The organism is Pseudomonas sp. RW409 (assembly GCF_003184125.1).
GTDB lineage: Bacteria > Pseudomonadota > Gammaproteobacteria > Pseudomonadales > Pseudomonadaceae > Aquipseudomonas > Aquipseudomonas chlororaphis_I.
This window is the reverse complement of sequence record NZ_QHHP01000033.1, coordinates 58,569-77,887: the sequence shown is the minus strand read 5'-3', so window position 1 is coordinate 77,887 and position 19,319 is coordinate 58,569. Positions and strand designations below refer to the sequence as shown.

The window sequence follows — 19,319 nt, the reverse complement described above, 5'->3', positions numbered from 1 at the left end:
CATCGTTCATCGCGGGCAAACCTCGCTCCTACACAGGTCTTCAACACATGAACTACAACACCCCCAAGCAGCTGCAAGCCGCGATCCTCGACTGGGCCGGCACCGTGGTCGACTTCGGCTCCTTTGCGCCGACCCAGATCTTCGTCGAGGCCTTCGCCGAGTTCGATGTGCAGGTCTCCATCGAAGAAGCCCGCGGCCCGATGGGCATGGGCAAGTGGGACCACATCCGCACCCTGTGCGACCTGCCGCAGGTTGCCGAGCGTTATCGCCAGGTGTTCGGCCGCACCCCGACCGACGACGATGTCACCGCCATCTACCAGCGCTTCATGCCGCTGCAGATCGAAAAGATCGCCGAACATTCGGCGCTGATCCCCGGCGCCCTGGAAACCATCGCCAACCTGCGCCAGCAAGGCATCCGGATCGGCTCCTGCTCCGGCTACCCGAAGCAGGTCATGGACAAGGTGGTGGAACTGGCGGCGGCCAATGGCTACGTCGCCGACCACGTAGTGGCCACCGACGAGGTGCCAAACGGCCGCCCATGGCCGGCCCAGGCCCTGGCCAACGTGATCGCCCTGGGGATCGACGATGTCGCCGCCTGCGTGAAGATCGACGACACCGTGCCGGGCATTCTCGAAGGCCGTCGCGCCGGCATGTGGACTGTGGCCCTGATCTGCTCCGGCAACGCCCTGGGCCTGACCTACGAGGGTTATCGCGCCCTGGGCAGCGACACCCTGGCCAGCGAGCGCCAGCGCATCCACGGGCTGTTCGAGGGTTCGCGGCCGCACTACATGATCGACACCATCAGCGATTTACCGCAGGTGATCGCCGACATCAACCAGCGCCTGGCCAACGGCGAGATGCCCCAAAGCAGCTGATCGGCCATTGGCCTCCCCCGAGCGGCAGCCCGGCATGGAGCTGCCGTTTTTTTACCGGCACTCGCGCAAACCGCGCATTTGCCCCGGGCAGAGCCTCGGAAACAGGATTACAGTTACAGCACTCCGTCGTTAAGAACGGAGGCTACTGACCTGATGAACGAGGAAGGCTCTATGCCCTGGAAGAACTCCGACAACCGTTACAGCACGGTGTCGATTGCATTGCATTGGCTGATGCTGGTGTTGTTGATCGCGGTCTACGCCTGCATCGAATTACGCGGCATTTTCCCCAAGGGCAGCGGTGGCCGGACGCTGATCAAGGAAGCGCACTTCATGCTCGGCCTGACCGTGTTCGTGCTGGTCTGGCTGCGCCTGCTGGCCCGTAGCCTGGGGGTGGCACCGAAGATCCTGCCCACACCGCCAAGCTGGCAGATGCTGCTGTCCAAGCTGATGCACTGGGCCCTGTACCTGTTCATGATCGCCATGCCGATCCTCGGCTGGCTGATCACCAGCGCCGAAGGCCATCAGGTGATGTTCTACGGCATCGACCTGCCGCTGCTGGTGGCTGAAGACAAACAGTTCGCCAAACAGGTCGAAGGCTGGCACGTGCTGCTGGGCACCGTCGGCTACTGGCTGATCGGGCTGCATGCGGTGGCCGGGCTTTACCACCACTACTTTATGCGCGACAACACCCTGCAACGCATGCTGCCCAAGCGCGGCTAAGGCTGCGCCGGCTCGGCGAAACCCCGGCGGCCCTGCAAGCCGCCGGTATGGACGAAGACCAGGCGGCTGCCGGCGGCAAAGCGCCCGGCCTCCACCTGTTGCTTGAGGGCCAGCAAGGCCTTGCCGGTGTACAGCGGCTCCAGGGGGATGCCGCTGTGGCGTTCAGTCTCTTCGATAAACGCCAGCAGCAGCGGATCGACCTTGGCGAAACCGCCGCGACTGCTGTCGAACAGCTCATAACCCCCGTCCTGCAAGCCCGCCTCCCGCACAATAGCCGCCACCTGTTGCGCGACACCGTGATCGTCCGGCACTGCCAGGGCGCCATACACCGGGTGGGCGCCGGCCTCCCCCAATACCAGCCCGGCCAGGGTGGTGCCGGTGCCGGCGGCCAGCCACCAGCCGTGATAGTCGTCCCAGCCCAAGGCATTCAACTGGCTGCGCACCTGGTTCACCAGCGGCATGCAGCCGCTGGCCCCGAGCAAGCCGCCACCGCCCTCCGCCACCGGGAACAATTCAGGGTACTGGGCCTGCCAGGGCTGCCAGAAGCCTGGCTCATGCCGCGCTCGGTAGCCGCCGTAGCCGAGCCAGTGCAGCTGCATGCCGAAGCCTTGCAGGTCGAGCACGGTGGGCGTGTCCTGCGGATGGCCGCGCAGCAGCCCCACGGTGGCGAAACCGAAACGTTTGCCGGCGGCCGCCAACGCATGCAGGTGATTGGAGTGAGCGCCGCCCAGGCTGATGATGCCCCGGGCGCCGGCGTCACGAGCCGCCGCCAGATGCGGGGCGAGCTTGAACCACTTGTTACCGGAGATCAGCGGGTCGATCCGATCCAGGCGCAGGACCGCCACTTCCACCCCGGCGCGGGACAGCCAGTCGAGGGCCAGGGTTTGCAGGGGCGCGCTCGGCAGCCAGTGGAAAGGTCCGAGGCTCATGAAGCAAGACGGTGATGCATGACTGGCAACTTCTGGATAGCGGGGGCAGGAAGTCTACCAGCCTGAAGGGCCCTATCGCAGGCAAGTCGGATCGCCGCCCGCTCGCTCCTACAGACGAAGACCGTGGGGCTTTTTGTAGGAGCGAGGCTTGCCCGCGATGGCGTCGGAACAGACATAAAAAAGCCACCGGGGCTCTTCGCAGAACCCCGGTGGCCATGATTACCGCTGGATCAGAGTTCAGCGGCCAGGCGCGAGCCCTGGTTGATCGCACGCTTGGCGTCCAGCTCGGCGGCCACGTCGGCGCCACCGATCAGGTGCACGTTCTGCCCGGCGGCCACCAGGCCTTCGTGCAGTTCGCGCAGCGGGTCCTGGCCGGCGCAGATCACGATATTGTCCACCGGCAACACCTGCGGCTCGCCACTCTCGCCGATGCGGATATGCAGGCCGGCGTCGTCGATCTTCAGGTACTCGACGCTGTTGAGCATCTGCACCTGCTTGTTCTTCAGGCCGGTGCGGTGAATCCAGCCGGTGGTCTTGCCCAGGCCGTCACCGACCTTGGAGGTCTTGCGCTGCAGCAGGAACACCTGACGCGCCGGGGCATGACGCTCGGGCTTGATACCGGCGACGCCGCCACGGGCCTCCAGGTGCGTGTCGATGCCCCATTCCTTCCAGAACGCTTCACGGTCCTGGCTGGTGGCCACGCCCTGATGCACGAGGAATTCGGAGACGTCGAAGCCAATGCCGCCAGCCCCGATCACCGCCACTTTCTGGCCCACTGGCTTGCGCTGCAGCAGCACGTCCAGGTAGCTCAGGACCTTGGCGTGGCCGACGCCCGGGATCGCCGGCGTGCGCGGGGCGATACCGGTGGCCAGGATGATTTCGTCATAACCGCCAGCCACCAGTTGCTCGACATCGACCCGACGGTTCAGGCACAGCTCGACGTTGGTGGTCTGCAGCTTGCGCTTGAAGTAGCGCAGGGTTTCGAAGAACTCCTCCTTGCCCGGCACGCGCTTGGCGACATTGAACTGGCCGCCGATTTCGCTGGCCGAATCGAACAGCGTCACCTGATGGCCGCGCTCGGCCGCCACGGTCGCGGCGGACAGCCCGGCGGGGCCGGCGCCGACCACGGCGATCTTCTTGATCTGCTGCACCGGCAGGTAGTTGAGTTCGGTCTCGTAGCAGGCCCGCGGGTTCACCAGGCAACTGGTGAGCTTGCCGCCGAAGGTGTGGTCCAGGCAGGCCTGGTTGCAGCCGATGCAGGTGTTGATTTCATCACCACGCCCCGCGGCCGCCTTGTTGACGAACTCCGGGTCGGCGAGGAACGGCCGCGCCATGGAGACCATGTCGGCGTCGCCTTCGGCGAGGATCTGCTCGGCCACTTCCGGAGTATTGATGCGGTTGGTGGTGATCAGCGGGATGGACACCGAACCGCGCAGCTTGGCCGTGACCTTGCTGAAGGCGGCACGCGGCACCTTGGTAGCGATGGTCGGGATCCGCGCTTCATGCCAGCCGATACCGGTGTTGATGATAGTTGCGCCGGCCTGCTCGATGGCCTTGGCCAGTTGCACGATTTCTTCCCAGGTGCTGCCGCCTTCCACCAGGTCGAGCATCGACAGGCGGAAGATGATGATGAAGTTCGGACCTACCGCTTCGCGCACGCGGCGGACGATTTCCACCGGCAGGCGCATGCGGTTTTCGTAGCTGCCGCCCCAGCGGTCGATACGGTGGTTGGTGTGCGCGGCGAGGAACTGGTTAATGAAGTAGCCTTCGGAGCCCATGATCTCGACGCCGTCGTACTCGGCCAGCTGCGCCAGGGTCGAGCAGGTGACGAAGTCGCGGATCTGCTTCTCGATGCCCTCTTCGTCCAGCTCCTTGGGCTTGAACGGGTTGATCGGCGCCTGGATCGCGCTCGGCGCCACCTGTTTCGGGCTGTAGGCATAACGCCCGGCATGGAGGATCTGCATGCAGATCTTGCCGCCCGCCTCGTGGACCGCGCGGGTGACGATACGGTGCTTGAGCGCCTCTTCCTCGGTGGTCAGCTTGGCCGCGCCGGAGTACACGCCGCCTTCGTCGTTGGGGCCGATGCCGCCAGTCACCATCAGGCCGACGCCACCGCGGGCCCGCTCGGCGAAGTAGGCGGCCATGCGTTCGAAACCGCCGGGCTTTTCTTCCAGGCCGGTGTGCATCGAGCCCATCAGGGTACGGTTGCGCAGGGTGGTAAAGCCCAGGTCCAGCGGGGCCAGCAAATGCGGGTAGTGAGCGGCGGCCATCGGTAACTCCACATCGAACGATCACGGGAAAAATGCGGAAGCTCTGCGGCTCCCGTCGGTCATGTTCGACAGACTAAGAGCAGCCCCCAAGGCGCTCAATGACCGTAACTGACAACTTATTGATCCAAATGCGCAGCCCGCCCTTGGCAATCGTGGACATGGGCCCTACCCTAGTCAGCGAATCCCGCACACGGCTGCCGACTGTCTTCCCATGCGCAAACTTCTTTACTTCACCTTCACCCTGGCCCTGATTGCCGCCCTGACCAGCTACACCCTGTGGACCCGCGAGCGGCCGATCGGTCATTACCTGTCCGACCTGCGCATCCAGCTCGCGGTGGACCAGGGCACCCCTGCCGACCACGGCAACCTGCTGGGCATCCAGCCCGAGCTGTTCCCCACCGATTACCAGAGCCCCGAGCGCCTGCACCGCAAGCTCGCGGCCTACCTGCAACAGGCCCGGGACCAGGGGCTGCTGAACGAAAAGACCGTGGTGGTGCTACCGGAGCACATCGGCACCTGGCTGATGGTCAGCGGCGAAAAAAACGAGCTGTACCAGGCCGCCAGCCTGAAAGAGGCGATGAACTGGCTGGCGGTAAGCAACCCCCTGCCCTTCCTGCGCGCCCTGATCACCGCCAAGGGTGACAATCGCCTGAGCGACGCGCACCTGCGGATGAAGGCCAGGAGCATGGCCGAGCAGTACCAGCGGCTGTTCGGCGGCCTGGCCAAGGAATTTGGCATCACTCTGGTGGCGGGCTCCATTGTCCTGCCAGAACCGGTGATCGAAGGCAGTAACCTGCGCATCGGCAGCGGCGCGCTGTACAACACCACCCTGGTCTTCGGCAGCGATGGCCTGCCGATCGGCCAGCCGCAACGCCAGCTGTACCCGACCTTCGACGAGCGCGGCTTTATCCAGGCCAGCGCCGACCAGGCTGTCCAGGTGGTCGACACCCCGGCCGGCCGCCTGGGCGTGCTGATCGGCAGCGACAGCTGGTACCCGGACAACTACCGCAAGCTCAACGCCCAGGGCGCGCAACTGGTGGCAGTCCCGGCCTTCGTCATGGGCCGTGGCGCCTGGGACAGGCCATGGCGCGGCTACAAGAATCTCTCGACCCCGAGCGAGGTCAGCCTCAAGCCTGAAGAAGTCAGCGAAGGCGAGGCCTGGCGCCGCCTGACCCTGACCAGCCGCGCGCCCAGCAGCCTGGCCAGCGCCGGCGTCAGCGTGTTCCTGCGCGGTCAGTTCTGGGATCAGGGCAGCGCCGGGCAAAGCTTCATCAACAGCAACGGCGAGCACTTCGCCGATGGCGATGCCCGTGGCGCACGTTTGCTGAATATCTGGTTGTAAGTCCATGAAACCCCAGCCGATGCGCCTCGGAGACCTGTCGGTGGGCTTCGTCCATAGCCTGGCCGACGCCGTGCGCAGCCATGGCCTCGACCCGCAGCCGCTGCTGGAACAATACGGACTGGACGCCGCGCGCCTGGCCGAGGCCGGGGCGCGGTTGTCGATTCCCCGTTACATGCGCCTGGGCCACGCGGCGATTCAACTGACCGGCGATCCGGCGCTGGGGTTGTGCATGGGCCAGTTCAGCCGCCTGAGCCAGGCCGGGCTGGCGGGCGTCACCGCCGCCCAGGCGCCGACCGTACGCGAAGCCGCGCGCTGCCTGACCCGTTTCGAAGCTTTGTATGGCTCGAACTATCGCGGCCAGTCGAGCTTCCATGAAGACGCCGACGGCGCCTGGCTGCGCTTCTATTCCATCAGCCCCTACAACGCCTACAACCGCTTTGTGGTGGATTCGATCCTGGCCGGCTGGCTGCAGCAACTGGGCAGCCTCGGCTCGCCGGTCAAGGCTGAACGCATCGAGATCGAGTTTGTCCAGACCGATTACCGCGAACGCTACAACAGCCTGGGGGATTGCCCGATCCTGTTCGGCGCCGAGCACAATCAGTTGCGCCTGAGCCAGGCCACCCTGGCCCAGCGCAATGTCGAGCACTGCCCCAGTACCTGGCGCCATCTGCTGCAACTCTGTGAACGGGAACTGGAGCAACTGACCCGCACCCGCAGCCTGCGTGAACGCATCACTCAGTTGCTGGGGCCTTTGCTCAATGGTGGCCGGGAGCCCGACCTGGAAGAAGTGGCGGCACGCCTGAAGCTACCAACCTGGACCCTGCGCCGCAAACTCACCGAGGAAGGGACGCAGTTTCGCGCCATTCTCAACGACACCCGCCGCGACCTGGCCATGACCTACATTCGCGATACCGAACTGGCCTTCGGGGAAATTGCCTATCTGTTGGGGTTTGCCTCAGCCGAGGCCTTTCAACGCGCCTTCAAGCGCTGGAGCGGCCAGACACCGGGTGAATTTCGTCGCAGCCACCGGCAGTCCGCCTGAAAAAAAACGCCACCGGCGTTACAGCTCGGTGGCGTCTTCTGCGGGTTCCAGTGGGTCCAGTTCAAAGGCCTGGAATTCCAGCAGTTCTTCTTGGTAATCGTCCATCGCGGACTCCTTGTGTGTGGCTTGTGGGTGGGGCGTAGGTAACCTGCGTGCTGAGTCGTCTTCTTACTGACTGAGCCGTCAGCATAAAGTGCCGATGTGACAGAAAAAAAAACGTGCGCAATCTCCGTCCCTCAAATGGAACGTAGCAGCTGGCAACGGATTTACCCGCGAGCAGGCAAAGAAATCTTCAGAGAGGGCTGGCAACCGCGGGATCGACACCTGGGTCGATCTCGCAGCTATCCGCAGATACTTACTGTGGCAGTGCCGGAATCGGCTCTGTCGGCGCCGGCAAGGTGCTGGCGGGAGGCGGGGTAACGATCTCGGTGGCCGGCGCAGGCTCGGCGGATGTGCCCGGTGCGATGGGCGCCGCTTCCGCGGGTGGCGCTAGCGGTTCCGAGAAGTTCGATGCGGGTGGCGCAACGGGTGCAGTGGCCGGAGTCGGCTCGGCAGCCGGTACAGCAGGCGGTACGACAGGTGCCGGTTGTGGCGTCACAGGCGCCGGGGCTGGCGCTGCGGCGGGCTCGGCGGGCTTGGGTTCGGGCATGCCCAGATCGGTCTTCGGCTTCTCGATGATATGCGCGGCCTTTTTCGCTTCCTGCGGCAGGAACAGCTCCACCAGGGCGAAATAACGCTCATAGAACTTCGCCGAGGAAACCGTCTCGCTGGCGACCTTGACCATCGAGTCGTCGGTCGAGCCGATCGGCATCGACACCGAACCCAGCACGCCCACCCCCAGGCTCGCCGAGTTGTTGACCTTCTTCAGGGCATAACGGTCCTGCAGGGCGTTGGCGAACACCGTGGAGCGGTGATCGGTGCTGCCGTCCTGGGCGCACACCACGCTGAAGCTGATCTCCATGTGGGTTTCGCCCGTCTGCTGGAAGCTCTTGTGACCACTGACCAGTTTCGGATCGCTGCTGGTGATGATGTAGCCCTGGCTGAGCAGGGCGCGACGGGCGGCCTCGCAGGACGCCGTGTCACTCACCGGGTAATTGCGCGAAAAGGTGCCGGAGTCATCGAAGTTTTCATGCTCGTAAATGGCGGTCTTTTGCGACGAACAACCGGCGACGGCCGCCAGCAGCAGCGTCAACCCGGCGGCACGCAGGTGAAATGTTCTATGCATCGAAAATCCTGAGGAAAACGGTCCGGGGCGTATTGTGCAACAGTTCGAGGCCACAGGGCGCGCGGATTAGTGTCTTAAGGTGAATACAAGGTTACTGACCACGGTTTGCCGGAAAAAGTCGCGCGCACAGATGATCGATGAACACACGCAGCTTGGCGGCGGTGTGCCGGCTCGCAGGCCAGAGCAGCCAGAAGGTGCCGTTGTGTTCGAGATGCTCGTCCAGCACCCGCTGCAACTCGCCCCGCTCGACCGCTTCGTGAACCATGAAATCGGGCAGGCAGGCGATCCCTAGGCCGCGCCGTACCGCGTGGTCCAGCGCTTCGATCGAGGTACTGACAAAACGTGTCGGCAGCAGCGGTTCCGGGGCGTCGACCGCTCGTCGCAATGGCCAGTGCTCGACTTTGCCCGTGTTGTGGAAGGTATGCCGCAAGCACCCGTGGTTAGCCAAGTCCGCGGGCGTCTGCGGAACGCCATGCTCGCGAAAGTACTCAGGCGTCCCCACCAGCACCAGGCGGTACTGCCCCAGGGACCGGGCCACCAGCCGTGAGTCACCGGGGCTGCCGGTACGTATCACGGCATCGAACCCCTCTTCCACGACATCCACTATGCGGTCCGTCAGCACGATATCCAGCTCGATCTCTGGATAACGCTGCATGAACTCCACCAACACCGGCATCACCAGGCCATGCACCTGCGGCAGGCTGACCCGCAGCTTGCCCCTCGGAGCATTGGAAGACTTGCACAGATCGAATTCGGCCGCCTCGACCTCGGCGACAATCCGGCGGCAGCGCTCGAGAAAACTTGCGCCTTCGGCGGTCAGGGTGATGCTGCGGGTACTGCGATGAAACAGTTGGGTCTCCAGACGCTCCTCGAGCCGCGCGATGCTCTTGCCGACAGCCGAAGACGATACCCCCAACAACCGCCCCGCCTCGGTAAAACTGCGGGTTTTCGCCACTTGCAGGAAGACTGAGATATTGCTCAACCAGTCCATCGCCAACCTCGCTATTGCGGACATGGATGTCCGATAAGTTCGGAACCTTAGCCTATTTTTCTCTTTATCACAGCGCCCTACCCTCAGCCTCCCTACTTCCTGAAACCTGTAGCGAGCCTGAGACCATGACCGAACCTCTTGCCACCGTCGACCTGCTGGACATTGAATCCAGACGTCACGACCGACTTCCGCTGAGCGGCCTGCTGGCGCTGGCGACCGCCGGGTTCATCACCATCCTTACCGAAGCCATGCCAGCCGGCCTGTTGCCACAGATGAGCCAGGACCTGGCGGTGTCCCCGGCGCTGGTGGGCCAACTGGTTACGCTGTACGCCATTGGTTCGCTCCTGGCGGCGATCCCGCTGGTGATCCTCACCCAGGGCTGGCGCCGCCGGCCCTTGCTGATGATCGCGATAGGCGGCTTTGCGCTGGTCAACAGTGTCACCGCGTTCTCCACCCAGTACAGCCTGATCCTGGTCGCGCGCTTTTTTGCCGGGATATTCGCCGGGCTGCTCTGGGCCCTGCTGGCCGGATATGCCAGCCGCATGGTCGCACCGCACCTGCAAGGCCGGGCCATCGCCGTCGCCATGCTTGGCGCACCGTTGGCGCTGTCCCTGGGAGTGCCGGCGGGCACACTGCTCGGTGCATTGGTCGGCTGGCGGGCCAGCTTTGCCTTGATGACGGTGCTGACTCTGGTTCTACTCGGCTGGGTGCGCTGGCAGGTGCCGGACTTTCCCGGCCTGCGCAGCGACAAGCGCCTGTCGCTGAAGAGCGTGTTTGCCCTGCCCGGGGTCAAGCCGGTGCTGTTCGTGACCTTCGCTTATGTCCTGGGCCACAACATCCTCTACACCTATATCGCGCCGCTCCTTGAGCCGGCCGGTATCACCGGGCAGATCGACCGGGTGTTGCTGGTATTCGGGTTGACCGCGGTGCTGAGCATCTGGGTCGTCGGCCTGCTGATCGATCGCTGGTTGCGGCGGCTGGTGCTGGTCAGTTGCATCCTGTTCGGCCTCTGTGCACTGTTGCTGGCGCTGCGCCCCGACGCGCCAGCCGCGGTCTACGCCTCGATGGTCCTTTGGGGCTTGTCGTACGGTGGCCTCGGCACCCTGCTGCAGACAGCCCTGGCGAAGACTTCCGGTTCCTCTGCCGACGCCGCGCAGTCGATGCTGGTGACCGCCTGGAACCTGGCCATCGCCGGTGGCGGGCTGGTGGGGGGCATACTGCTGGAAGGTCCCGGGGTACTGTCGTTTCCCTGGGTGATCATCGGCCTGCTGCTGGTTTGCCTGGTAGTGGTCGTGAACGCCCGCCGCCATGGGTTTCCCGCCATAGGCTGAAAACAAAAACCCCGGCGCGTTGGCCGGGGTCTCTGTTTGTGACTTCAGTCAGGCATCAGAAGCGCTTGATGTCAGCCTGGTTTTCCAACTGCTTGCGGTACGCCGCGAAGTCTTGCTGCCCCATACGCGAGGCGAGGAAGCGGCGGTACTGAGCCTTTTCTTCGTCGCTCGGTGCAGCGGCTTCGTTCACACCATTGAGCTGCAGGACCACCAGGCTGCCGTTCGGCAGGGTCACGCTGCTGAAGGTCGGCTTGTCCTTGGCCGCTGGCTTGGCCATGCGGAACAGGGCCTGCAACACGATCGGCTCGACGCCTTCCTGGCCGCGGGTCACTGCTTCGGAAACCTTCCAGTTCTGGCCATCGACTGGCGCCTTCAGCGCCGTCTTGCCTTCGCGCAGGCTGGCGATCAAGGCATCGGCCTTGGCCTTGGCGGCAGCACTGGCGTGCTCCTTGGCCAATTGCGTGCGGATGCTGCTGGCGACGCTTTCCAGCGGCAGTTGCTCTGGCTTGCGATGCTCTTTGGCGCGCAGGACCACTACGGTTTCCGGATCCAGTTCGATGGCGGTGCTGTTGGCACCTTCATCCAGTACTTCAGGGCTGAAAGCAGCCTGAATCACGGCGCGATTGGCGGCGATGCCCTCGCCCCCTTCACGCCCGAATGGAGCGGAAGTGTGCACGGTCAGTTTCAGCTCTTGAGCCGGCTGGGCCAGATCCGAAGCTTCGAACGAGGAGTCTTCCAGTTGCTTGGTCGCCTCGACAAAACGCTGCTCGACCTGCTGGGTTTTCAGCTCGCGGGTCAGCTTGTCTTTCAGGCTGGCGAAGCTCGGTACTTCAGGTGCTTCGACGCCCAGCAGCTTGATCAGGTGGAAACCGAAACCGGTACGTACCGGCGCCGAGACCTGATCCTTGTTCAAGGCGTACAACGCTTCCTCGAAGGCCGGGTCATAGACGCCAGGGCCGGCATAACCGAGGTCACCACCGTTGTTCGCCGAACCCGGGTCCTGGGAGAACTCCTTGGCCAGCGCCTCGAAGCTTTCGCCCTTGGCCAGGCGCGCCTGGATCTCTTCGATCTTGGCCTTGGCCTGTGCCTCGTTCACCTTGTCGTTCACTTCGATCAGGATGTGCGCGGCACGGCGTTGCTCGGACAGGTTGGCGGTTTCTTTCTGATACAGCGCCTGCAGCTCTTCGTCCTTGACGCTGACCTGATCGAAGAAGGAAGCCTTCTTCAACTCCAGGTAGTCGATGACCACCTGGTCCGGCGACATGAATTCCTTGGCGTGTTCGTCGTAGTAAGCCTTGACCTCGTCGTCGGTCAGCTTGACTGCCGCCGGGTCGGCCTTGATGGTCAGGGAGGCATAATCGCGGGTCTGCTTTTCCAGGCGAGCGAATGCCAGCACCTGTGCATCGGTGACAAAACCGCTGCCAGCCAGACCGGCGCGCACTTGGCCAATCAGCATTTCCTGAGCCAGCATCTGACGGAACTGCATCCGGCTATAACCCAGCTGACGGATCACCTGGTCGAAACGCTCAGGGCTGAACTTGCCGTCCACCAGGAATTCCGGCGTTTGCAGGATCACCTGGTCCAGAGCGGCGTCAGAGAAGGCGAACTTGGAGTTTTCCGCGCCTTGCAGCAGCAGCTTGCGGTCGATCAGACCTTTGAGAGCCGCTTCACGCAGCAGCTTCTCGTCGAGCAAGGAAGCATCGAAATCCTTGCCCAGTTGTTGCATGAGCTGACGGCGTTGCATATCAACCGCCTGGCTCAACTCATTCTGGGTGATTTCTTCACCATTGACCTTGGCCGCGTCCTGACTGGTGGAAGTGGCTTGAAAAATGGCATCGAAACCGGTCAGCGCCATCAGTGCGACGATGACCCCGATAATGGTCTTGGCAATCCAGCCTTGTGAATTGTCCCTGATATTCTGCAGCATGCGTCCCCCAGAAACGGTTGTACTTCAAATTAAGCAACCGTGGAGCGTGGGTAGAGTCCGGATAGAAGAAAGGCGCATCCGAGGATGCGCCTTTCTCGTAACTGGCGAAGCGGACAGAGGTTCGAACCCTCGATCCCCGATGTGACAAACCGGATTTCTAACCGGCTGCCCTACCGCTCCGCTGCCAGGTCGGGAAAGACCCCGACCCGGGTAGGCAAAGGCTTGAAGGAAGCTTAGTTAACGGCTTCTTTCAGTGCTTTACCAGCTTTGAAACCTGGTTTTTTGGCTGCAGCGATTTCCAGCGTCTTACCGGTCTGTGGGTTACGACCAATGCGAGCAGGACGATCGGTAACAGAGAAAGTACCGAAACCAACCAGTACAACGGAGTCGCCAGCCTTAAGAGCGCCAGTGACGGATTCGATTACTGCATCCAGCGCACGGCCAGCAGCAGCTTTCGGGATATCAGCAGATGCAGCGATAGCATCAATCAGTTCCGACTTGTTCACTCTAAGTCCCCTTATATATCTATTTGAGTATGATTCTAAGTTTTTTGGTGAAAGCAAAAACCAGTGCTGAATGGCCTACAGACACTTAAGAGCCGCTTTATAACAAGGGCTCTAAAAAGCTGTCAAGGAAGCCCCCCAGGCTAATGCGTACTAATGCGTGCTAATTCTTTCCTTAGAGTCAGACTCGCGTTTTTCATCCTTTGCAACTATCTCGGGAGCCACATCCGGCAAGGGCTCCGGCGCGTATTGCAGCGCAATTTGGAGGACTTCGTCAATCCATTTAACTGGCTTAATTTGAAGATCCTGCTTGATATTGTCAGGAATTTCCTTCAAATCGCGCACATTTTCTTCTGGAATGATGACAGTCTTGATTCCACCACGATGTGCTGCAAGAAGTTTCTCTTTCAAACCACCGATCGCCAACACTTGGCCACGCAGGGTAATTTCCCCGGTCATGGCCACATCAGCCCGTACCGGAATGCCGGTCAATGCCGAAACCAGGGCCGTGCACATGCCTACGCCAGCACTAGGGCCGTCTTTCGGGGTCGCCCCTTCCGGCATATGGATATGGGTGTCGCGCTTCTCGTGGAAGTCCAGGGGGATCCCCAGGCTCTTCGCACGGCTACGCACCACCGTCAACGCCGCAGTGATCGATTCGACCATCACGTCACCCAGCGAACCGGTCTTGATCAACTGACCTTTGCCAGGCACCACGGCCGCTTCGATGGTCAGTAGCTCACCACCGACCTGGGTCCAGGCCAGGCCTGTTACCTGACCGATCTGATCCTGCTGCTCGGCCAGGCCATAGCGGAATTTGCGCACGCCGAGGAAATGCTCCAGCAGGTCGGAAGTGACCTTCACCGAGAAGCGTTTTTCAAGCGCATGCTCCTTGACCGCCTTGCGGCAAACCTTGGCGATCTGGCGCTCCAGCCCACGCACACCGGCTTCGCGGGTGTAGTAACGGATGATGTCGCGAATGGCTTCTTCGTCGAATTCCAGCTCGCCCTTCTTCAGGCCGTTGGCCTGAATCTGCTTGGGCGACAGGTATTTGACCGCGATGTTGATCTTCTCGTCCTCGGTGTAACCCGGCAGACGAATCACCTCCATCCGGTCCAGCAACGCTGGCGGAATATTCATCGAGTTGGAGGTGCAGAGGAACATCACATCGGAGAGGTCGTAATCGACTTCCAGATAGTGGTCGTTGAAGTTGTGGTTCTGCTCGGGGTCGAGCACTTCGAGCAATGCCGAAGCCGGATCGCCACGCATGTCGCTGCCCATCTTGTCGATTTCATCGAGCAGGAACAGCGGGTTGCGAACGCCCACTTTCGTCATCTTTTGAATCAATCTTCCTGGCATCGAACCGATGTAGGTACGACGATGGCCACGAATTTCCGCCTCATCACGCACGCCACCGAGGGCCATACGCACGAATTTACGGTTGGTGGCGTGGGCAATCGACTCCGCCAGGGAGGTTTTACCGACCCCAGGAGGCCCGACCAGGCACAGTACCGGGCCACGAATCTTCTTCACGCGCTTTTGCACGGCGAGGTATTCGAGAATCCGCTCTTTGACTTCTTCCAGGCCATAGTGATCGGCATCGAGGATATCTTCGGCGCGCGCCAGGTCCAGACGAACCTTGCTCTGCGCCTTCCACGGCACCTGAACCAGCCAGTCGATGTAGGAACGCACCACTGTGGCCTCGGCCGACATCGGCGACATTTGCTTGAGCTTGTTCAGCTCGGCCTGGGCCTTGGCCAGGGCGTCCTTTGGCAAGCCGGCGGCGTCGATGCGCTTTTTCAGCTCTTCGACTTCGTTATGACCTTCGTCACCGTCGCCCAGCTCTTTCTGAATGGCCTTCATCTGCTCATTCAGGTAGTACTCGCGCTGGCTGCGCTCCATTTGTTTCTTCACGCGACCGCGAATGCGCTTCTCGACCTGCAACAGATCGATTTCCGCATCCAGCAACGCCAGCACGTGCTCGACACGCGCCGACAGGTCGATGATTTCGAGAATTTCCTGCTTCTGCTCGATTTTCAGCGCCATGTGCGCAGCCATGGTATCTACCAGGCGGCTCGGCTCATCGATGCTGTTGAGGGACGACAGCACTTCGGCAGGGACTTTCTTGCCCAGCTGCACGTACTGCTCGAACTGGGACAACAGACTGCGGACGAAGACTTCCGACTCACGCTCAGGAGCGTCCACCTCGTCAATCAGGGCGACTTCGGCACGGCAGTGGCCATCCACTTCGCTGAAACGCTCCACAGCACCCCGCTGCTCGCCCTCGACCAGTACTTTGACGGTGCCGTCAGGCAACTTGAGCAATTGCAGAACAGTGGCAATGGTACCTACGCGATAGAGTGCATCTTCACCGGGATCATCATCAGCAGGATTTTTCTGAGCCAACAGAAGAATCTGCTTGTCGCCCGTCATCGCGGCCTCGAGGGCTTCGATAGACTTCTCGCGCCCCACGAACAGCGGGATAACCATGTGCGGATAAACCACGACATCACGCAATGGCAAGAGAGGCAATTCGATGGTTGTCTTCATGATTTCGCCTCTACGGCGGCCATAAGGCCGTAAACAGATGGAAGTAAGCTTGAAACCAAGATGGGGGCTGCCTCGAAAAAAAACAAGCTCAAAGACAGTACTTTAAAGGCAGTAAAAGCAAAGGGGCCCGAAGGCCCCTTCTGTCAAACCAGCAGTCCGGCGCTTAGGCGTCCGGGGCTGCCTTGGCAGTCGGCTCACTGTTTTCATAGATATACAGTGGCTTGGACTTACCTTCTATAACGCTTTCGTCGATCACTACTTTACTTACCTCGGACTGCGAGGGGATTTCGTACATAGTGTCGAGCAACACGCCTTCGAGAATCGAACGCAATCCGCGAGCACCAGTCTTGCGCTCAAGCGCACGCTTGGCGACCGACTTGAGGGCATCGGTACGGAACTCCAGATCGACGCCTTCCATCTCGAACAACTTGGCATACTGCTTGGTCAAGGCGTTTTTCGGCTCGGTAAGGATCTGGATCAACGCTGCCTCATCCAGCTCGTCCAAGGTCGCAAGAACCGGCAGACGACCCACGAACTCCGGAATCAGGCCGAACTTGACCAGATCGTCCGGTTCGACTTCACGCAGGGATTCGCCGACCTTCTTGCCCTCTTCCTTGCTGCGTACTTCAGCATTGAAGCCGATGCCGCCGCGAGTCGAACGGTTCTGGATAACTTTTTCCAGACCCGAGAACGCACCACCGCAGATGAACAGGATGTTGCGCGTATCGACCTGCAGGAACTCTTGCTGCGGATGCTTGCGACCACCTTGAGGCGGAACGGAAGCCACAGTGCCTTCGATCAGTTTCAACAGGGCCTGCTGCACGCCTTCGCCCGAAACGTCACGGGTAATCGAAGGGTTGTCAGACTTGCGGGAAATCTTGTCGATTTCATCGATATAGACGATGCCCATTTGAGCTTTCTCTACATCGTAATCGCACTTCTGCAGCAGTTTCTGAATGATGTTCTCGACGTCCTCACCCACATAACCGGCTTCGGTCAGGGTGGTGGCGTCGGCAATGGTGAACGGTACATTCAACAGGCGCGCCAGGGTCTCTGCCAACAGAGTCTTGCCCGAACCTGTAGGGCCGATCAGCAAGATGTTGCTCTTGCCCAGTTCGACCTCGTCATTCTTTTTGTCACGTTGGTTGAGGCGCTTGTAGTGGTTGTATACCGCTACCGCCAGAACCTTTTTCGCACGTTCCTGACCAATCACATACTGATCAAGGATGCCGCTGATTTCTTTAGGCGAAGGCAATTTATGCGCGCTGCTTTCGGCCTGTGCTTCCTGCACCTCCTCACGGATGATGTCATTGCACAGGTCGACGCACTCGTCGCAGATAAAGACCGAGGGGCCGGCAATCAATTTGCGTACTTCATGCTGGCTTTTGCCACAGAAGGAGCAATAAAGCAGTTTGCCGTTGTCCTCGCCGTTGCGGGTGTCAGTCATTCGATCGATCCAAATCCGATAGGCTTGCAACACAAGATGAAGGCAATTGCGGGCTTTTTCAAGTCCGCAGGTGGCCGGTTAAACCAACCACCTACATTTGAGTTGCTTAGGCAGGCATTTGACGCTTGGTGATCACAGAGTCGATCAGGCCGTATTCAGCCGCACGCTCTGCGCTCATGAAGTTGTCGCGCTCGGTGTCGCGCTCGATGGTCTCGAGGCTCTGACCGGTGTGATGAGCCAGCAGCGAGTTCAGGCGCGAACGGATGTGCAGGATTTCCTTGGCATGGATGTCGATATCCGAAGCCTGGCCCTGGAAACCGCCCAAAGGCTGGTGAATCATCATCCGCGAGTTAGGCAGGCAGTGACGTTTGCCCGCTGCGCCACCGGCAAGCAGGAAAGCCCCCATGCTGCAGGCCTGGCCGATGCAGATGGTGGAAACGTCCGGCTTGATGAATTGCATGGTGTCGTAGATCGACATACCCGCAGTCACCGAACCGCCTGGCGAGTTGATGTAGAGATGGATGTCCTTGTCCGGGTTTTCCGCTTCAAGGAAGAGCAATTGTGCCGCGACCAGGTTGGCCATGTAGTCTTCTACCGGGCCAATCAGGAAGATCACCCGCTCCTTGAGGAGGCGCGAGTAGATGTCATAGGCGCGTTCGCCACGGGCGGACTGCTCGATAACCATCGGGACCAGGCCGCCTGCGGCCTGGATGTCAGAGCTCTGCTGATAATAAGAATTGCGGGACATGTCCTGCAGTCACTCCCAAATAGTCATGTCTTGAATACGCATAAGCCAGCACGAAGGCTGGCTTATGGTGTGTATTTTCGAACGAGTAAAAAATCAGTCGGCTTGTGGTGCTTCTACCGGCTTGACCGCTTCTTCGTAAGAGACCGATTTGTCGGTCACGCTAGCTTTCTGCAGAACAGTATCCACAACTTGTTCTTCCAGCACAACCGAACGGACTTCGTTCAGTTGCTGCTCGTTCTTGTAGTACCAGGACACGACCTGCTCCGGCTCTTGGTAAGCAGAAGCCATTTCCTGGATCAGCTCACGCACGCGGGCTTCGTCAGGCTTGAGGTCGAATTGCTTGACCACTTCAGCCACGATCAGACCCAGTACGACGCGACGCTTGGCTTGTTCTTCGAACAGCTCGGCCGGCAGTTGATCAGGCTTGATGTTGCCACCGAACTGTTGAACGGCCTGAACGCGCAGACGGTTCACTTCGTTGTCCAGCAGAGCCTTAGGCACTTCGATCGGGTTGGCAGCCAGCAGGCCGTCCATTACCTGGTTCTTGACCTTGGACTTGATGGCCTGACGCAGTTCACGCTCCATGTTCTTGCGAACTTCGGCACGGAAACCTTCCAGACCGGCTTCCTTGATGCCGAATTGAGCGAAGAACTCTTCGGTCAGTTCTGGCAGCTTAGGCTCGGAAACAGTGTTGACGGTCACGGTGAACTCGGCAGCTTTGTTAGCCAGGTCCAGGTTCTGGTAGTTCTCAGGGAAAGTCAGGTTCAGAACGCGTTCTTCACCAGCTTTGGCGCCGACCAGGCCTTCTTCGAAGCCCGGGATCATGCGGCCGGAACCCAGCACCAGTTGAGTACCCTTGGCGGAACCGCCAGCGAACACTTCACCGTCGACCTTGCCGACGAAATCGATGTTCAGTTGGTCTTCGTTTTGAGCGGCACGGTCGGCCACTTCAAAGCGAATGTTCTGCTTGCGCAGGATTTCCAGCATGTTGTCCAGGTCGGCATCAGCCACGTCAGCGCTCAGACGCTCAACGGCGATGGACTCGAAACCGGCAACGGTGAACTCAGGGAACACTTCGAACGTTGCAACGTATTCCAGATCCTTGCCCTTCTCCAGAACCTTTGGCTCAACCGAAGGAGCGCCAGCCGGGTTCAGCTTCTGCTCGACAACAGCTTCGTAGAAGGAAGCCTGGATCACGTCGCCCACAGCTTCTTGACGCGCATCAGCTTCATAACGCTGACGGATCACGCTCATTGGGACTTTGCCAGGACGGAAGCCTGGAATCTTGGCCTTTTGGGCAGTCTGCTGCAGACGCTTGTTGACCTGTGTCTCGATGCGCTCAGCCGGCACGGTGATGCTCATGCGGCGCTCAAGAGCAGAAGTATTTTCAACAGAAACTTGCATGGATATTCCTCGTTG

15 protein-coding genes are annotated in these 19,319 nt (G+C 60.9%); 5 read left to right on the top strand and 10 right to left on the bottom strand.

The window, feature by feature from the left end:
* The first annotated feature begins 47 nt into the window (after positions 1-47).
* Both phnX and DK261_RS13405 read left to right on the top strand, forming a co-directional pair.
* Positions 48-875 carry a phosphonoacetaldehyde hydrolase gene (gene phnX / locus DK261_RS13410; RefSeq protein WP_110175843.1) on the top strand — a complete coding sequence of 276 codons (828 nt, stop codon included), beginning with the start codon at positions 48-50 and terminating at the stop codon, positions 873-875.
* Between the two features lie 171 nt (positions 876-1,046).
* Positions 1,047-1,595, top strand: coding sequence for a cytochrome b (locus DK261_RS13405; RefSeq protein ID WP_009049841.1), 549 nt, complete (start codon positions 1,047-1,049; stop codon positions 1,593-1,595).
* On the opposite strand, the gene DK261_RS13400 is transcribed toward DK261_RS13405, so the two are convergent.
* Positions 1,592-2,524 carry a 1-aminocyclopropane-1-carboxylate deaminase/D-cysteine desulfhydrase gene (locus DK261_RS13400; protein WP_101282849.1) on the bottom strand — a complete coding sequence of 311 codons (933 nt, stop codon included), beginning with the start codon at positions 2,522-2,524 and terminating at the stop codon, positions 1,592-1,594. The two genes, DK261_RS13405 and DK261_RS13400, sit on opposite strands and share 4 nt — an antisense overlap.
* A 230-nt stretch (positions 2,525-2,754) precedes the next feature.
* Entirely contained in the window at positions 2,755-4,794 is a 2,040-nt protein-coding gene (locus DK261_RS13395; RefSeq protein ID WP_110175842.1) for an NADPH-dependent 2,4-dienoyl-CoA reductase, read from the bottom strand.
* A gap of 211 nt (positions 4,795-5,005) precedes the next feature.
* Between DK261_RS13395 and DK261_RS13390 the strand changes: the two genes are divergently transcribed.
* Both DK261_RS13390 and DK261_RS13385 read left to right on the top strand, forming a co-directional pair.
* On the top strand, positions 5,006-6,136 hold the full coding sequence (locus tag DK261_RS13390) for a carbon-nitrogen hydrolase family protein (protein ID WP_028682792.1): 1,131 nt from the start codon (positions 5,006-5,008) through the stop codon (positions 6,134-6,136).
* Between the two features lie 4 nt (positions 6,137-6,140).
* On the top strand, positions 6,141-7,178 hold the full coding sequence (locus tag DK261_RS13385) for an AraC family transcriptional regulator (RefSeq protein ID WP_110175841.1): 1,038 nt from the start codon (positions 6,141-6,143) through the stop codon (positions 7,176-7,178).
* Between the two features lie 355 nt (positions 7,179-7,533).
* Here the strand turns inward: DK261_RS13385 and DK261_RS13380 are convergent, their stop codons facing one another.
* Positions 7,534-8,403: a DUF2242 domain-containing protein gene (locus DK261_RS13380; RefSeq protein WP_110175840.1), complete on the bottom strand. Its 870-nt coding sequence runs from the start codon at positions 8,401-8,403 to the stop codon at positions 7,534-7,536.
* A 91-nt stretch (positions 8,404-8,494) separates the two neighbouring features.
* The gene (locus DK261_RS13375; protein ID WP_038577713.1) at positions 8,495-9,394 is read right to left on the bottom strand and encodes a LysR family transcriptional regulator; all 900 of its coding nucleotides are present in this window, start codon (positions 9,392-9,394) and stop codon (positions 8,495-8,497) included.
* A 125-nt stretch (positions 9,395-9,519) separates the two neighbouring features.
* Here DK261_RS13375 and DK261_RS13370 point away from each other — a divergent pair, with 125 nt between their 5' ends.
* Positions 9,520-10,725, top strand: a complete 1,206-nt coding sequence (locus DK261_RS13370) for an MFS transporter (RefSeq protein ID WP_009049848.1) — start codon at positions 9,520-9,522, stop codon at positions 10,723-10,725.
* A 55-nt stretch (positions 10,726-10,780) separates the two neighbouring features.
* On the opposite strand, the gene DK261_RS13365 is transcribed toward DK261_RS13370, so the two are convergent.
* The 6 genes from DK261_RS13365 to tig form a co-directional block, all read right to left on the bottom strand.
* Positions 10,781-12,652, bottom strand: coding sequence for a SurA N-terminal domain-containing protein (locus DK261_RS13365; protein WP_023964295.1), 1,872 nt, complete (start codon positions 12,650-12,652; stop codon positions 10,781-10,783).
* A gap of 233 nt (positions 12,653-12,885) precedes the next feature.
* Positions 12,886-13,215, bottom strand: a complete 330-nt coding sequence (locus tag DK261_RS13360) for an HU family DNA-binding protein (protein WP_020296819.1) — start codon at positions 13,213-13,215, stop codon at positions 12,886-12,888.
* Between the two features lie 93 nt (positions 13,216-13,308).
* Positions 13,309-15,705: an endopeptidase La gene (lon, locus tag DK261_RS13355; protein ID WP_016701944.1), complete on the bottom strand. Its 2,397-nt coding sequence runs from the start codon at positions 15,703-15,705 to the stop codon at positions 13,309-13,311.
* Between the two features lie 163 nt (positions 15,706-15,868).
* A complete protein-coding gene (gene clpX / locus DK261_RS13350; protein ID WP_007927204.1) occupies positions 15,869-17,152 on the bottom strand; it encodes an ATP-dependent Clp protease ATP-binding subunit ClpX in 1,284 nt (427 codons plus the stop codon).
* A 106-nt stretch (positions 17,153-17,258) separates the two neighbouring features.
* The gene (gene clpP, locus DK261_RS13345) at positions 17,259-17,900 is read right to left on the bottom strand and encodes an ATP-dependent Clp endopeptidase proteolytic subunit ClpP (RefSeq protein WP_007927205.1); all 642 of its coding nucleotides are present in this window, start codon (positions 17,898-17,900) and stop codon (positions 17,259-17,261) included.
* Between the two features lie 93 nt (positions 17,901-17,993).
* Positions 17,994-19,304 (bottom strand): trigger factor, encoded by a 1,311-nt coding sequence (tig, locus tag DK261_RS13340; protein ID WP_009044653.1) that lies wholly within the window; start codon positions 19,302-19,304, stop codon positions 17,994-17,996.
* Positions 19,305-19,319: the final 15 nt, after the last annotated feature.

Coding starts and splice junctions, on each gene's coding strand:
- phnX (WP_110175843.1), top strand. CDS start 48: ATGAACTACAACACCCCCAAGCAGCTGCAAGCCGCGATCCTCGACTGG.
- DK261_RS13405 (WP_009049841.1), top strand. CDS start 1,047: ATGCCCTGGAAGAACTCCGACAACCGTTACAGCACGGTGTCGATTGCA.
- DK261_RS13400 (WP_101282849.1), bottom strand. CDS start 2,524: ATGAGCCTCGGACCTTTCCACTGGCTGCCGAGCGCGCCCCTGCAAACC.
- DK261_RS13395 (WP_110175842.1), bottom strand. CDS start 4,794: ATGGCCGCCGCTCACTACCCGCATTTGCTGGCCCCGCTGGACCTGGGC.
- DK261_RS13390 (WP_028682792.1), top strand. CDS start 5,006: ATGCGCAAACTTCTTTACTTCACCTTCACCCTGGCCCTGATTGCCGCC.
- DK261_RS13385 (WP_110175841.1), top strand. CDS start 6,141: ATGAAACCCCAGCCGATGCGCCTCGGAGACCTGTCGGTGGGCTTCGTC.
- DK261_RS13380 (WP_110175840.1), bottom strand. CDS start 8,403: ATGCATAGAACATTTCACCTGCGTGCCGCCGGGTTGACGCTGCTGCTG.
- DK261_RS13375 (WP_038577713.1), bottom strand. CDS start 9,394: ATGGACTGGTTGAGCAATATCTCAGTCTTCCTGCAAGTGGCGAAAACC.
- DK261_RS13370 (WP_009049848.1), top strand. CDS start 9,520: ATGACCGAACCTCTTGCCACCGTCGACCTGCTGGACATTGAATCCAGA.
- DK261_RS13365 (WP_023964295.1), bottom strand. CDS start 12,652: ATGCTGCAGAATATCAGGGACAATTCACAAGGCTGGATTGCCAAGACC.
- lon (WP_016701944.1), bottom strand. CDS start 15,705: ATGAAGACAACCATCGAATTGCCTCTCTTGCCATTGCGTGATGTCGTG.
- clpX (WP_007927204.1), bottom strand. CDS start 17,152: ATGACTGACACCCGCAACGGCGAGGACAACGGCAAACTGCTTTATTGC.
- clpP (WP_007927205.1), bottom strand. CDS start 17,900: ATGTCCCGCAATTCTTATTATCAGCAGAGCTCTGACATCCAGGCCGCA.
- tig (WP_009044653.1), bottom strand. CDS start 19,304: ATGCAAGTTTCTGTTGAAAATACTTCTGCTCTTGAGCGCCGCATGAGC.